2 protein-coding genes (1 of these 2 running past the window's edge) are annotated in these 16275 nt (G+C 74.0%); one reads left to right on the forward strand and one right to left on the reverse strand.

Going from position 1 to position 16275, the window contains the following annotated elements:
- Window positions 1-15238, reverse strand: the start of a protein-coding gene (locus tag F6B43_RS19560) for a beta strand repeat-containing protein (protein ID WP_170285583.1). 16334 nt of this gene lie to the left of the window's left edge; the window shows 15238 of its 31572 coding nt (coding positions 1-15238); it begins with the start codon at window positions 15236-15238; its stop codon lies off the left edge, out of view.
- On the opposite strand from F6B43_RS19560, the gene F6B43_RS07200 reads away from it, so the two are divergent.
- Complete coding sequence (locus F6B43_RS07200; RefSeq protein ID WP_150448128.1) at window positions 15216-16187, forward strand: hypothetical protein; 972 nt, start codon at window positions 15216-15218, stop codon at window positions 16185-16187. The two genes, F6B43_RS19560 and F6B43_RS07200, sit on opposite strands and share 23 nt — an antisense overlap.
- Window positions 16188-16275 lie beyond the last annotated feature (88 nt).

The raw sequence follows: 16275 nt of genomic DNA on the forward strand, positions 1-16275 counted from the left end.
CGGTGGTCGCGATCGCCGAGGCGGTGGCCTTCGTGTCGGCGGCCGCGTGCTGATCGGCGTGGATCACCACGTCGCGGGTGACCACGAGGACGCCGGTGCCGATGCGGGCCAGAGTGGTGACGTTCGAGAGCACGATCGCGATCGCCGGGGCGACCGCGACTCCGCCGCCCTTCGCCCCGATGCGGGCCTCGGTCGAGGTGGCATCGGTCGCGCCCGCGCTGAGCTTCACGTCGCGGGCGCCCGTGACGCTCACTCCGTCGTCGATGAGCGCCGTCGTGCGGTGCGTGTCGAGGGTGAGGGCGAAGGCGGCGCCGATCCCGGTGTCGGTCGCGCCCGTGGTGCTGTCGCCCACGGGGAGCGCGGTGACCGTGCTCTTGAGGTCGCTCGCGGCGGTGAGGGTGACATCTCCTCCCGTGAGCACGAGCGTGCCATAGACCGCGGCGAGCGTGTCGGTCGTGAGGATCGCGATCGCCACGGCGCCCGCGACCGAGACCTTGCCACCCGCGGCTCCGGCGGCGGCAGCCGCGCCGTAGGTCGCCGTCGTGTCGGTGCCGTTCGGCGTCACGAGAGCCGAGACGGTCACGTCGTGGGCCGTGATCGTGAGCGTCGCCGGGACGGTCGCGCGATTCGTGACCTCGGCGAGCGTGAGGGCCACGCCCGCGCCGATCGTGGCGCTGCCGGTGCCGGCGGCCGATCCGTCACCGCCGGAGGCGGCATCCGTGTTCGCCGACGAGGCGAGGGTCACGGCATCGGCGGCGGTGATGACGGCCACGAGCGGGTCGATCACGGTCTCCGCGACGATCGTGGCGACCGTGATGCCGATCGCCGCGGCGACGCTCACCGGGCCGTCCTTCGTCTCGGCGCTCGGGTTGCTCTTCGTGCCCGAGTTCTGGCCGCCGTTGTCGGTCGCGACCTTGTCGGCGTGGGTGCGCTCGCCCTGCGCGAGTTCGTTCACTCCCGGCCCGGGCTTGCCACCCGGGTTGGCCGGGTCGCCCGAGTCGGCGTTCTCCGGCGCACCGGCCGTGGATGCCTTGGCCATCGCGGCCGAGTCCGAGATGCTCGACGCGCGGAGCGTCACGCTGCCGCCCGCCGTGGTGTTGCGGGCGAGCGTCGAGGTCGCCGTGTGGTTCGCGATCGTGAGCGCGAGGGCGACGCCGATCGCGGCATCCGTCGCATTCAGCACCGCCGAGGTCGCCGCGGTGTGCGCCCGCGCCTTCTGGGTCGCGGCCATGAGCAGGCTGCCGGTGAGGGCGAGCACGCCGGTGCCGATCCGGGTCATCGTCGTGACGTTCGAGAGCGTGATGGCGACGGCGGGCGCCGCGGCGACCTTGCCGCCCTTCGCGCCCATCTTCGCCTCTGTGCTCATGTCGTCGGCGGCGGTCGCGGTGAGCGTGACGCTCCGTGCGCCCGTGAGCGAGACGCCGTCGGCGATCTCGGCGGTCGTGCGGTGCGTGTCGATCGTGAGGGCGACGGATGCTCCGACCCCGGCGTCGCCCGTGGCGATCACGCCCTCGTCGTGCGGGAACGCGGTGACCACTCCCGCGATGTCGCTCTCGGCGGTGAGCGTCGCATCGCCGCCGGTGAGGGCGACCGTGCCGTACACGCCCGCGAGGGTCGTGTGGGTGATGACCGCGAGGGCGAACGACCCCGCGACCGAGATCTTGCCGCCGCCCGCGCCCGACACGGCTGCGGCGCCGAACGTCGACGTCTTGTCGGTACCGTCTGCGGTGATCGTCGCCGAGACGGTGAGGTCGTGCGCGGTGACCGTGAGGGTCGCGGGAACCGTCGAGCGGTTCGTCACGTTCGCGAGGGTGAGTGCGACGCCCGCACCGATCGTCGTGCCGCTGTTGCCCGTCGCCGCACCGTCGGCCGCCGACGACGAGTCGGTGTTCGCCGACGAGGCGAGAGTGACCCTGCCACCCGCGGTGATCGCGGACACATCGCTCGTCACGATCGCCTCGGCGTCGACCGTCGAGATCGTGATGCCGATCGCGGCGGCGACGTTCACGGGTCCGCTGGAGGATTCGGCGGTCGGCGCCGCCTTGTCGCCCGACTTCTTGCCGCCGTTGTCGCCCGCCTGCTTGTCGGCCTGCGTCCTCTCTTTCGCGGCCAGCTCGTTCACGCCCGAGCCCGACGCGCCGCCGGGGTTCGCGGCATCCCCGCTGTCGGCGGTGTTCTCCGGCGCGCCCGCCGCCGACGCGGTGGCCTTCGACGACGCCTCCGAGATGCCGAACGCCTGCAGCGTCACATCCACCCCTGCGGTGGTGTTGCGGGCCAGCGTCGAGGTCACCGTGTGGTTCGCGATGCCGAGCGCGAGCGCGACGCCGATACCGGCCTTGGTCGCATCCAGCACCGCCGAGGTGGCGGACGTGTCGAGGGTCGCCTTCTGCGACGCCGACATCGTCAGGCTGCCGGTGACGGCGAGGATGCCGGTGCCCACCCGGGTGGTCGTCGCGACGTTCGAGAGCGTGATCGCGACGGCCGGCGCAAGCGCCACCTTGCCGCCCTTGGCGCCCATGCGCGCCTCGGTGATCGCGTCGTCCACGGCCGTCGCCGTCAGGGCGACCGTGCGAGCTCCCGTGAGCGAGACGCCGTCGGCGACGTCCGCCGTCGTGGTGTCGGTGATGAGGTTCAGGGCGACGGATGCTCCGAGCCCCAGGTCGCCGGTCGCGGTGACGCCCGCTCCGGCCGGGAGCGCCTTCACGGTGCTCTTCACCGCGCTGGCCGCGGTCAGGGTTGCGTCGCCGCCGGTGAGCACGATCGTGCCGTCGATGCCCGCGCGGGTGTCGTGGTTGACGATCGCCATCGCGAACGATCCGGCCACCGACACCTTGCCGCCGCCGGCGCCGGCGATCGACTCGGCACCGAACGTCGCGGTCTCGTCGGCGCCGTCCTTCGTGACGGTCGCCGAGGCCTCGAGGTCGTGGGCGGTGAGGCTCAGGGTTCCCGGCACGACCGCCCGGTTGGTCACGTTCGCGAGGGTGATCGCGACGGCCGCGCCGATCGTCGCGGTCGCCCCCTGCGATGCGGAGCCGTTCGCGCTCGTGGCGGCGTCGGTGTTGGCCGACGAGGCGAGCGTGACCCTCGCGCCCGCGATCAGCACGGTCGTCGTGGGAGCAAGGACCGTCTCGGCCGTCACCGTCGAGAGGGTGATCGCGACGGCGGCCGCCACGTTCACCTTGCCCTGCGACGACTCGGCGCTCGGCGCCGTCTTGCTGCCCGCTCCCGCTCCGCCGTTGGCGGAGGACGTCGTGCTCGCGTTCGTGCGCTCCCCCTCGACCAGGGCGTCGACGCCCCCACCTGCGGCACCGCCGGGGTTGGCAGCATCCCCGCTGTCCGACGTGTTCTCCGGGGCACCGGCAGCCGATGCGACCGCGGTCGAGGTCGCCGACGAGATGCTCGATGCGCTGAGCGACACGTTCGCCCCGGCTGTCGTGTTGCGGGCGAGCGTCGAGGTGACCGTGTGGTTGGCGATGCCGAGGGCGAGCGCGACGCCGATGCCCGCCGTCGCCCCGGCAAGGACGGCGGAGGAGGCCGTTGTCGCGAGCGTCGCCTTCTGGGTCGCGGCCATCGTCAGGCTGCCGGTGACGGCGAGGATGCCCGTGCCGACCAGCGTCGAGGTCGTGACGTTGGACAGGGTGATCGCCACCGCGGGCGCCAGGGCGACCTTGCCGCCCTTGGCGCCCATGCGCGCCTCGGTCACCGCGTCGTCGGCGGCGGTCGCGGCGAGGACGACGTCCTTGGCTCCGGTGAGCGAGACGCCGTTCGCGACATCCGCGGTGGTGGTGTCGGTGATCAGGTTGAGCGCGACGGATGCTCCGAGCCCCAGGTCACCGGTGGAGGTGACGCCCGCCCCGGCGGGAAGGGCCTTCACGGTGCTCAGGACGGCGCTCGTCGCGGTGGCCCGGGCATCGCCCCCGGTCAGCACGATGGTGCCGTCGACCCCTGCGCGCGTCGTGTGGTTGACGATCGCCATCGCGAACGATCCGGCCACCGACACCTTGCCACCGCCGGCCCCCGAGATCGACTCGGCCCCGAACGTCGCCGTGCCGTCCGCGCCGTCGGCGGTCATATCGGCCGTGAGCGTCAGGTCGTGCGCGGTGATCGTCACCCCGGCCGGCACGACCGCGCGGTTGGTCACATTCGCGAGCGTGATCGCGACCGCGGCGCCGATCGTCGCGGTCGCCCCCTGCGACGCCGATCCGTTCGCCGAGCTCGTCGCGTCGGTGTTCGTCGACGTGTGGAGCGTGACACCGCCGGTCGCGGTGACCGTGATGCTCGGCCCGAGGACCGTCTCGGCACGGACGGTCGACAGGGTGATCGCGATCGCCGCGGCGACGTTCACCTTGCCCTGCGACGACGACGCACTGGGCGCCTGTCCACCGGCAGCCGGTGCGCCGCCGTTCGCGGCGGACGTGTCGCTCGCGTTCTGGCGCTCGCCCGCGACGAGCGCATCGACCCCGCCGCCTGCGGCGCCGCCCGGGTTGCCGGCATCCCCGCTGTCCGCGCTGTTCTCGGGTGCGCCCGCGGCCGACGCGGATGCCGTGGAGCTCGCGGACGAGAAGCTCGACGCGGCCAGCGAGACATCTCCGCCCGCCGTCGTGCTGCGCGCGAGGGTCGAGGTGACGGTGTGACCGGCGATCGTGAGGGCGAGGCCGACGCCGATGCCCGCGGACGTGGCGGCCAGCACCGCCGCCGATGCCGTGGTCTGGGCGGTCGCCTTCTGGGTCGCGCTCAGCGTGAGGTCGCCCGACAGCGACAGGCCGCCGCCCGATCCGACGCCCGCTGCCGTGGTCACGGTCGAGAGCGTGACGGCGACGGCGGGCGCGAGGGCGACCTTGCCGCCCTTCGCCCCCATCCGGGCTTCGGTCACGGCGTCGTCGGTCGCGGTCGCCGTCAGGGCGACGTTGCGCGCGCCCGAGAGTGCGACGCCGTCGCCGACGTCGGCGCGCGTCGTGTCGGTGATCAGGTTCAGGGCGACGGATGCTCCGAGGCCGAGGTCACCGGTCGAGGTGACGCCCGCTCCGGCCGGAAGCGCCTTGACGGTGCTCGCCAGGGCGCTGACCGCTGTGGCGGTGAGGTCTCCGCCGGTCAGGACCACGGTGCCGTCGACCCCCGCCCGGGTCGCGTGGTTCACGATGGCCAGCGCGAAGCTGCCCGCGACCGAGACCTTGCCGCCCCCCGCGCCCGCGATCGACTCGGCCCCGAACGTCGCCGTCGAGTCGGCCCCCTCCGCGGTCATGTCGGCGCGGAGGGTCAGGTCGTGCGCGGTCACCGTGACGCCGGTCGGGACCACGGCGCGGTTCGTGACGTTCGCGAGGGTGATCGCCACCGCGGCGCCGATCGTGGCGGTCGCCCCCTGCGACGCCGATCCGTTCGCCGAGGTCGACGCGTCGGTGTTCGTCGAGGTGTGGACAGTCACGCCGCCCGTCGCCGTGACCGAGATGCTCGGCCCCAGAATCGCCTCGGCACGGACGGTCGACAGGGTGATCGCGATCGCCGCGGCGACGTTCACCTTGCCCTGCGACGACGACGCGCTCGGCGCCGTCGCCGAGCCGGCGCCCGCGCCCCCGTTGGCCGCCGACGTCGAGCCCGCGTTCGCCCGCTCGCCCTCGACGAGAGTGTCGACGCCGCCGCCCGCGGCGCCGCCCGGGTTGCCGGCATCCGCGCTGTCCGCACTGTTCTCGGGCGCTCCGGCCGCCGAGGCGAGAGCCGTCGAGATCGCCGAGGAGAAGCTCGAGGCAGTCAGCGACACATCGCCCCCCGCCGCCGTGCTGCGGGCCAGCGTCGAGGTGACGGTGTGGTTCGCGATACCCAGGGCCAGGCCGACGCCGATTCCCGCGGAGGTGGCGGCGAGCACCGCGGCCGATGCGGTCGTGGAGAGCGTCGCCTTCTGCGTGGCGGTCATCGCGAGCGTGCCGCTCAGCGACAGCGACCCGGCGCTGGAGCCGATGAGCGTCGTCGTCGTCACGTTCGAGAGCGTCACGGCGACTGCGGGAGCCAGGGCCACCTTGCCGCCCTTCGCGCCCATGCGTGCCTCGGTGATCGCGGCATCCGTCGCCGTGGCCGTGACCGAGACGTTCCGGGCACCCGTGAGCGACACGCCGTTCGCCACGTCGGCGGCGGTCGAGTCGGTGATCAGGTTCAGGGCGACGGATGCTCCGAGCCCGAGGTCGCCGGTCGAGGTCACGCCTGCGCCGGCGGGAAGCGCCTTCACGGTGCTCGTGAGGTTGCTCGTCGCGCTGCCGGTCAGGTCGCCGCCGGTCAGCACGACGGTGCCGTCGACTCCTGCGCGGGTCGCGTGGTTCACGATCGCCATCGCGAACGAGCCGGCCACCGACACCTTGCCGCCGCCGGCCCCGGCGATCGACTCCGCTCCGAAGGTCGATGTCGCATCGGCACCGTCCGGCGTGACGTCCGCCGCGAGTGTCAGATCGTGGGCGGTGACGGTCACGCCGGCCGGGACGACCGCGCGGTTGGAGACGTTCGCCAGCGTGATCGCGACGGCGGCACCGATCGTGGCGGTCGCCCCCTGTGACGCGGAGCCGTTCGCGGAGGACGCGGCATCCGTGTTCGCCGAGCTGTGGAGGCCGACTCCGCCCGTCGCGGTGACGGTGATGGCGGGACCGAGGATGGTCTCGGCCGTCACCGTGGACAGGGTGACGGCGACCGCCGCGGCGGCGTTCACCTTGCCCTGCGACGACGACGCGCTCGGCGCCTGACCGGCCGGAGCCGCCGCGCCGCCGTTCGCGGCCGCCGTGTCGCTCGCGTTCGCCCGCGCGCCCTCGACCTGCGCATCGACGCCGTCGCCGGGTGCGCCGCCGGGGTTTCCGGCATCCCCGCTGTCAGCGCTGTTCTCCGGGGCGCCGGCCGCGGATGCCGAGGCGGTCGAGGTCGAGGCCGAAACGCTCGACGCGGTCAGTGAGACGTTGCCGCCGGCGGTGGTGCTGCGCGCCAGCGTCGAGGTGACGGTGTGATGGGCGATGCCCAGGGCGAGGCCGACGCCGACCCCGGCGGTCGTGGCCGCGAGCACGGCGGCTGAGGCCGTCGTCGCGAGCGTCGCCTTCTGCGCCGCGGTCATCGTGAGGCTGCCGGACAGAGACAGCGCGCCCGTGCCGATCCGCGTCGTCGTCGTGACGGTGGACAGTGTCACGGCGACGGCCGGCGCGAGAGCGACCTTGCCGCCCTTCGCCCCCATCCGGGCTTCGGTCACTGCGTCATCTGTGGCCGCCGCCGTGAGTGTGAGGTTCTTCGCGCCGGTGAGCGAGACCCCGTCTGCGAGATCGGCGGCGGTCGCATCGGTGATCAGGTTGAGCGCGACGGACGCCCCGAGCCCCAGATCGCCCGACGAGGTCACGCCCGCACCGGCGGGAAGGGCCGTGACCGTCGTCTTGACGGTGCTGGCCGCGGCGAGCGTCACGTCGCCGCCGGTCACCACCACTGTGCCGTCGATCCCCGCACGGGTCGCGTGGTTCACGATCGCCATCGCGAACGAGCCCGCCACCGAGACCTTTCCGCCACCGGCCCCCGCGATCGATGCGGCCCCGAACGTCGCCGTGCCGTCCGCCCCGTCCACCGTCATGTCGGCCGTCAGGGTCAGGTCATGGGCGGTCACCGTCACCCCGGCCGGCACGACGGCCCGGTTCGTGACGTTCGCCAGGGTGATGGCCACCGCGGCACCGATCGTCGCCGTCGCTCCCTGGGATGCCGAGCCGTTCGCCGAACTCGTCGCGTCGGTGTTCGTCGACGAGTGGAGGGTCACACCGCCGGTCGCGGTGACCGCGATGCCCGGCCCGAGGATCGTCTCGGCGCGGACGGTCGACAGGGTGATCGCGACCGCTGCCGCCGCGTTCACCTTGCCCTGCGACGACGACGCGCTCGGCGCCGAGCCGCCGGCCGCCGCCGATCCGCCGTTCGCGGTCGCCGTCGAGCTGGCGTGGGATCGTTCGCCGTCGACGAGTGCATCGACACCGCCGCCGGCCGCTCCGCCGGGGTTGGCGGCATCCCCGCTGTCGGCGGTGTTCTCGGGTGCACCGGCGGCCGATGCCGAGGCGGTTGACGTGGAGGACGACGCGCTCGACGCCGTCAGCGACACGTTCCCGCCGGCTGTGGTGCTGCGCGCGAGCGTGGATGTCGCCGTGTGACCGGCGATCGTGAGTGCGAGTCCGACCCCCACTCCAGCGGTGCCCGCGGCGAGCACCGCGGCGGATGCGGTCGCCTGGGCCGTCGCCTTCTGCGTGGCCGTCATCGTGAGGTCCCCGGACAGCGACAGCGATCCGGTGAGAGAGCCGACTCGCGTGGACGTCGTCACGGTGGAGAGTGTCACGGCGACGGCCGGCGCGAGAGCGACCTTGCCGCCCGTGGCCCCCATCCGGGCTTCGGTCACCGCTTTATCGGTGGCCGCCGCCGTGAGCATCAGATTCTTCGCGCCCGCGACCGACGCGCCGTCAGCGATGTCGGCGGTGGTCGCGTCGGTGATCAGATTGAGGGCCACGGATGCCCCGAGCCCCAGATCGCCCGACGACGTGACGCCCTCGCCGGCGGGGAGCGCCTTCACGGTGCTGCTCACGCTGCTCGTGGCCGTGAGCGCGACATCTCCGCCCGTCAGGACGAGCGCGCCGTCGACGCCGGCCCGGGTGGTGTGGTTCACGATCGCGAGCGCGAGCGACCCCGCCACAGAGACCTTGCCGCCACCGGCGCCCGCGATCGACTCGGCGCCGAACGTCGCGGTACCGTCCGACCCGAAGACCGTCATGTCTGCCGTCAGCGTCAGGTCGTGCGCGGTGATCGTCACCCCGGCCGGCACGACCGCCCGGTTCGTGACGTTCGCGAGCGTGATCGCGACGGCCGCGCCGATCGTCGCCGTCGCCCCCTGCGACGCCGAGCCGTTCGCCGAACTCGTCGCGTCGGTGTTCGTGGACGAGTGAAGGGTCACGCCACCGGTCGCCGTGACCGCGATGCCCGGGCCGAGGATCGTCTCGGCGCGCACGGTCGACAGGGTCACCGCAATGGCGGCCGCCGCATTCACCTTGCCCTGCGACGACGACGCACTCGGCGCCTGCCCGGCAGGAGCAGCCGCACCGCCGTTCGCGGCAGACGTGTCGCTCGCGTGCGACCTCTCGCCCTCGACGAGCGCGTCGACGCCGCCCCCTGCGGCACCGCCCGGGTTACCGGCATCCGCACTGTCGGCGCTGTTCTCGGGCGCGCCCGCCGCCGACGCCGACGCCGTCGACGTCGCGGACGCGATGCTCGACGCGGTCAGCGCGACGTCCGCCCCGGCCGTCACGCTGCCGGCGAGCGTCGAGGTGACGGTGTGGTTCGCGATCCCCACAGCGAGACCCACACCGACACCCGCGCTCGTCGCCGCCAGGACCGCGGCCGACGCGGTGGTCGTGAGCGATGCCTTCTGCGTCGCCGACAGGGTGAGGCTGCCTGCGAGCGAAAGGCCGCCCGTTCCGATGCCTGTCGAGGTCGTGACGGTCGAGAGGGTGACGGCGATCGCCGGCGAGACGGCAACTTTGCCGCCCTTGGCACCCATCCGCGCCTCGGTGATCGCGTCGTCGGTCGCCGTCGCCGTGAGCTCGACGTTGCGAGCCCCCGTGAGCGAGACGCCGTCGCCGACGGTCGCGGACGTGCGGTCGGTGATCAGGTTGAGAGCGACGGATGCTCCAAGCCCGAGGTCGCCGGCCGACGTGACACCGGCCCCGGCGGGAAGGGCCTTGACGGTGCTGCCGACGTTGCTCGTCGCGGTGGCCTTCAGGTCTCCGCCGTCCAGGATGACCGTGCCGTCGACACCGGCCCGGGTGGTGTGTCCCACGATCGCGAGAGCGAAGCTGCCCGCGACCGAGACCTTCCCACCGCCGGCGCCGGCGATGGACTGCGCCCCGAAGGTGGATGTCGTGTCGGCGCCGTTCGTCGTGACGTCGGCCGTCAGGGTCACGCTCTGCGCGTGGATCGTGACGCCGGCGGGCACGACCGCCTCGTTCGTGACGTTCGCGAGCGTGATGGCGACGGCCGCGCCGATCGTCGCGGACGCGCCCTGCGAGGCCGAGCCGTTCGCCGAGCTCGTCGCGTCGGTGTTCGCAGAGCTGTGCAGCGCCACGGCGCCCGTCGCCGTGACGGTGATGCCCGCACCGAGCTCGACCCGGCTGGAGACCGTCGCGAGGGTGACCCCGATCGCGGCGGCCGCGTTGATCTTGCCCTGCGACGACGACGCGCTCGGGGCCTGACCGGCCGGGGCCGCCGCCCCGCCGTTCGCGGCGGCCGTGTCGCTCGCGTTCGACCGCTCACCCTCGACGAGCGTGTCGACGCCGGCGCCTGCGGCACCTCCCGGGCTTCCGGCATCCCCGCTGTCGGAGCTGTTCTCGGGGGCACCCGCCGCAGAAGCGGTCGCGGTCGACGTCGACGACGAATCGCCCGCCGCGGTGAGCGCGAGCGAGGCGGCGGCGATCGACCGCAGGAGCTCCGCGGCGACCGCGTCGTTCGCGATCGTGAGGGCGAGCGCGACCCCGACTCCCGCGGTGCCTGCCGCCGTCACGATCGCCCCGGCGACCGACGTGGCTGACGCGTGCTGGGTGGCGGTGACCTCCACCGCACCGGCGATCGTCGTCGCACCGGTCGCGGTGCCGATCCTCGCGGTCACCGTGGCGGTCGAGAGAGTGACGGCGACGGCCGGGGCGATCGCGATCTTGCCGCCCTTGGCGCCCATGCGCGCCTCGCTCGAGGCATCGGTCTGCGCGGTCGCCGCGACCGTGAGCGACGGTGCAGCGGTGATGGTCGCTCCGTCGCCCACCCGGGCGACGGTGTCGGAAGTGAAGAGGGTGAGGGCGACGGATGCTCCGAGCCCGAGGTCGCCGGCCGACGTGACGCCCTCGCCCGCGGGCAGTGCCGACGTCGCCGCCGCGACGCGCGCCGCGGCGGTCACCGACACGGCGGCACCGGTCACCGACCCGTCGACGGCCGCCAGCACGGAGTGGTTCACGATCGCCAGCGCGAAGCTTCCGGCGACCGAGACCTTTCCGCCACCCGCTCCCGCGACGGCGGACGAGCCGAACGTCGAGGTGGTGTCGGCGCCGGCGGTGACGGTCGAGGCGTCGATCGTCAGCGTCGCGGCGCCGACGCTCGCGCCGATCGGCACGATCGCCCGCGCCGTCGTCGTGGCCAGGGTGATCGCGACCGCCGCACCGATCGTCGCGTCGGTGCCCTGCGAGGCCGAGCCGTTCGCGGTGGCCGCGGCATCCGTGTTCTCGTGCGCCGTCAGCGTGACCGCCCCGGTGGCGGTGAGCACGACGCCGGAGGCGAGGGATGCCTCGACCGTCGCGGTCGAGAGGGTCACGGCGATCGCGGCCGCGGCGTTGATCTTGCCCTGCGACGACGACGCGCTCGGGGTGGCAGCGGTGGTGCCGGTGCCGGAGCCGCCGGACGCCGATGCGAGGTCGCCGGCGGTCGTGCGCGTCGAGGTGACCGCGTCGTCGACACCCGCGCCTGCCGCGCCGCCCGGGTTGCCTGCGTCGCCGGAGCTCGCGGCGTTCTCGGGTGCGCCCGCCGCGGACGCCTCTGCGCTCGACGTCGCCGCCGACCGGCCGGTGGCCGACAGGGCGACCGCGCCGCCGACCGCCGCGCTGCGCGACAGGGTCGCGAGCACGGTGTGGTCGGCGATCGTGAGGGCGAGGCCCGCGCCCACCGCGGTGCCGGACGTGGTGCCGGTGGCGGCCTTCGCCTGCGAGCTCGCCGTCGCGGTCTGGTTCGCCGTGACGGTGAGGGCACCGGTCAGCGTGATCGGCGTGCCGGCATCGACCCGGGCGGTGGTGTGGACGTGCGCGAGGGTCACGGCGGTGAACGGCGCGATCGCGGTGGTCGCGGCCCTCGCGGCACCGGAGGCCTCACTGCTCGTGACGTCGTTCGTCGCAGCGGCGATCGACAGCGCGCGTGCTCCGGTGAGTGCGGCATCCAGCGACGCGACGGTGTCGTGGTCGACACTGGCGAGCGCGAACGCCGCGCCGATGCCGGTGGTCGGTGCGCCGGCGCCGGAGCTGGCGAGCAGTGCGCGGGCTGTCGTCTCGGCGGAGCTCGACGCGGAGACGGTGACGTCCGCGGAGCCTCCGGAGAGGGAGACGGTGGGGCTTCCGGTCGATCCGGCCGTCGTGCGAAGGACGACGACGTTGATGGCGACGGAGCCGGCGACACTCAGGTCGCCTCCGGAACCTGCGCCGCCGGTGGCGGTGGCGGTGAACCGGTGTGTGGCGTCCGCGGCGCCCGACGCGTTGTGGTCGGCGGTGGCGGCGGAGAGCTGGAGTGATTCGGCGGTGATGACAGTGGAGGGGCCCACCTCGGCGCGGATGAGAGCATCCGCCGTATTGATCGCAATGGCCGCGGCGATCGATGTGCCGGCGGGGGGTCCGCGATCGGACGGAGCACCGGATGCCGTCGATGAGGCGGCGACGTTGCCTGATGCATCGAGGCGCACGGCCGATCCGGTGAGGTGCACGTTCGAGAGCGACACGTCTGCGGCGGCGTGGTGGATGTTGAGGGCGAGGGCTGCGGCGACGGTGACGCTGCCCTGCGGCGTCGCGGGCTGCGGCAGAGCGGGCATCGGCCCGGTGCCGCCGGTGCCGTTGCTCGCCGAGCCCGCGGCCGGTGCGAGCGAGTCGGCGTAGGTGCGGCTCGCGTCGGCGTGCTCCGACGGCGTCGCCTGCGACCCGTTGCCCGCGGCCCCCGTCGCCGACGCGGTCGCGGCGGTCGCGGTCGAGACGAGGCCGGTGGCGGTGAGGGTGATGTCACCTGCCGCGGCGAGGTCGCGGGCGATCTGCGACAGGGCCGAGTGGTTGGCGAATGTCAGAGCGACCACGATGCCGACCGAGGCGCCGGACGCGGCATCCGCATTCCCCGTCGCGGTCGTCACGACCGGGGCGCGCTGGATCGCGCTGCCGACGTACGACCCGGTGAGGGCGGTCGGGCTGCCGGTGCCGAGGCGGGCGATCGTGCTGACGTTCGAGATCGTGAGGGCGAGGACCGTCGCGATCGCGACATCCGCCGACGAGACGCCCCCGCGGGCCTCGGTCGTCGCGGGCGCCGTCGTGTCGGCCGCGAGCGTGAGGTCGTGGGCCCCCGTGAGCGTCGCGCCGTCGCCCACTTCGGCGAGCGTGCCGTCGTTGACGATGTTGACCGCGACGCTCGCCCCGATCCCCGTCGTGGCACCGGCCTGCGTGCCGGGCACGGCGTGCGATTCATTCGTGTTCGCGGCGGTCGCCGCCAGGCGGACATCGGCCGCCGGAGCCAGGACGACGGCGCTCGGGTCGATGACCGCGCGCGTGTCGAAGCTCGCCACGTTGACCGCGAGCGATCCCGCAGCCCCGACGAGCGTCGCGCCGCCGGCTCCCGACGTCGACGATGCGCGGTAGCTGTTGACCTCGGCGCTCGTGCGCGGAGCCGCCGTGGCGACGGCGACGAGCGCGGGGCCCGTCATGGTGACCTGCCCCACGTGGGCGCTCGTCCGTGCCCGGACGACGTTGACCGAGACGCCGACGCCGACGCCCGTCGCCGAGCCGCCGACGGCCGAGCCGTTCGCGTCGGTGGACGCCGACCCGGACGAGAGGGCCGAGAGAGCCACGCCCGTGCCGCCGGCGGCGAGCACCAGCGGGGTCGAGCCTCCCAGCGTGGCGACCGTCTGCTGATCGAGGTTCGAGAACGCGAGCGCGCCGGCGATGCCGATCGCCCCGCCGGGTGCGGAGGCGTAGCCGCCCGGCTGTGAGGCGGTCGCCGTCGCCGCGCTCGGGGACGTGCCGTTCGCGGTCGCGCCGCCGGGGCTCGCCACGGCACTCGTGACGAGCGCGTGGGTCGAGTCGGCCAGGATCGCCACGGAGCCGGTGGCGGCGACGCCCTGCGCCGAGGTCGTGTCCACGACGGCCGAGGTGCGGGTGGTCACTGCGGAGGTGGCGATCGCGGCACCCGCCGTCGCGGCAGTCGCATCGGCGGATGTGTTCACGGTGGTGATCGTCTTGGCCGAGAGGCGCACGTCGCCGCCGGAGAGCACCGATGAGGTGTCGGTCACCGAGGTGCGCGCGGTGTTGTCGACGACCGAGTGCGCGACGGCCGCGTCGACGGCGGGGCTCGCGCCCGTTCCGGTCGAGGCGGTGGTGAGGGTCGCGGTCGACGTGCTCGCGAGCGTGACATCGCCGGTGGACTCGATCCGGCTCGCGCCCGTGAGCTCGACGATCGCCGATGCCGAGATGCTGCCGTCGGCGAGCCCGACCGTGGGCGCGGGCGTCGAGCTGTTCGTCGCGGTCGCGGTCAGGGCGACCGACCCACCGCGCAGGAGCGTGTCGGCGACGCTGACCTTCGCGGGCGCCGCGGTCACGCTGTCGGCGGTGAGCGAGATCGATCCCGATCCGGCGTCCAGCACGGTCCCGGCTGTGGTGACGACCTGCGAGGCGTGGAAGAGGAAGGTCACTCCGTGGAACGTGAACAGCCCGACGATGCGGATGATCGCTCCGGCGCCGGTCGAGGTGATCGTGAACGACGCGGTCGGGATGACCGAGTGCGATTCGAAGAGCGATCCGATGCTGCGGACCAGGATGTACCCGGCATTGGCCGTGTCGGGAGCGACCTCGACCGTGTCGGAGGCGTCGGCCACGTTGAGGCTGAAGTCGGCGACCGTGACGGGACCGACCGGCTCCAGGCCGCTGTAGGTGAGCACGCCGCCATCGAGAGCGATCGTTCCGGACTGGGGTCCGGTCGGGGTCGAGACGACCGATGCGCGAGCGCCGGGGAACCGGACAGTGTCGTAGCCGCCCGCCCCTCCGTCGATCGAATCGACCCATCCGCCGGCCGAGATCGCGAAGTCGTCGTCGTTGCCGGCCGCACCCTGCAGGGCGAGGAATCCTCGGAAGGCCTGCCCCGCGACCGTGCCGGCACCGGTGCCGGTGACCTGCCAGGCGGTGTCGGCGGCAGGGCCCGCGAGCACGGCTCCCGTTCCGCCGGCGACGAGGGTGGCCACGTTCTGGAACGCGACGCCGCCGGCCGTGCCGCCGCCCGCGCCGTCGGAGACCCAGGTCACGCCGTCTCCGGTGACGGCGAGCTCGGCCGCCGATTCCACTGAGATCGGGACCGCGAGTCCTGCGGGTACCGTCACGCGTCCGCCGGCGGTGATCGAGAGCGAGGTGACGGATGCTGCCGGCCGCCGCTCCTCGTGCCCGTCGGCGACGACCACGAGGTCGGTGCCCGAGACCGACACGGTCACATCGCCCGCCGCCGTGACCGCCCACGGGGCGGGCGCGACCGGAGCCGCCGATGCGGAGGGTGCCGCCGCCCCGGGGTCGGTCGTCGTGACCGGCGCCGGAGCCGGCGTCGCCGCCGGGTCGGTCGTCGTCGTGGGCTCGGTGGTCGTGGCCGGGTCGGTCGTCGAAGTCGGGTCGGGCGTGGGATCGGTCGCCGGCGAGGCGCCCGTCGGCTCGGGGGTGGAGGACGCCGCCGGAGCAGCGGAGGCCGCATCGGACGGCGTCGCGCCCGGCGTGGGTGCGTCAGACGGGGCCGCCGCATCCGGGGCTGTCGAGACGTCGGGAGCCGAGGCATCGAAGGGTCGCCACGACACCGCGGCGGCGTACCCGACGACCTCGCCGGACGCCTGCGGCGTCTCGGTCGGTGCGGGCGTGTCGCTGGTGGACGGCGTGGGCGTGGGCGTCGGGATCGTGGGCGTCGGCGCGGGGGTCGGCGTGGGCGACGGCGTCGGCGTGGGCGTCGGGACTCCGGGGATCGACGGCGTCGGGCCAGGGGTGGGCGACGTGCCGATCGAGCCCGGATTTACCGTCCCGGGACCGCAGGTGAGGCTCGTGCTGCTCGTGCTGGTGGACGACGTTCCCGACCCCGGGGTGGAACCTGTCGTGGTCTGGACGCAGTTCGGACCGAACGGCGAAGAGGCGCTCGGAGTCGGGCTCGGGGTCTGCGTCGGAATCTCGATCGTGACGGTCAGCGGCGCGTTGTCGGACGAGCCGGGCACCGTCACCTGGACGGTGCTCGGACCGGTCTGGACGACGTCCGTGATGACCGTCGGAGGCACATCGTCGCCGGGTGCGGCAGGTGTCAGGACCGGCGGTTCCGCCGTCCATGCCGGCACCGGAATAGACCGGTTCGCGTCGGTCGGAGCCGATGCGGGCACCGCGGCGAAGGCCGGGATCCCCCAGCTCAGCTGACCGAGGACGAGCAGCGCCGAAAGGACCGCCGCGATGCCGGCGCGGCGCGCACCCATCCGGCCCGAACGCTCGCCGATCGACGCCCCGC

The sequence above is a fragment of the Microbacterium rhizomatis genome (genome assembly GCF_008710745.1).
Lineage (GTDB): Bacteria > Actinomycetota > Actinomycetes > Actinomycetales > Microbacteriaceae > Microbacterium > Microbacterium rhizomatis.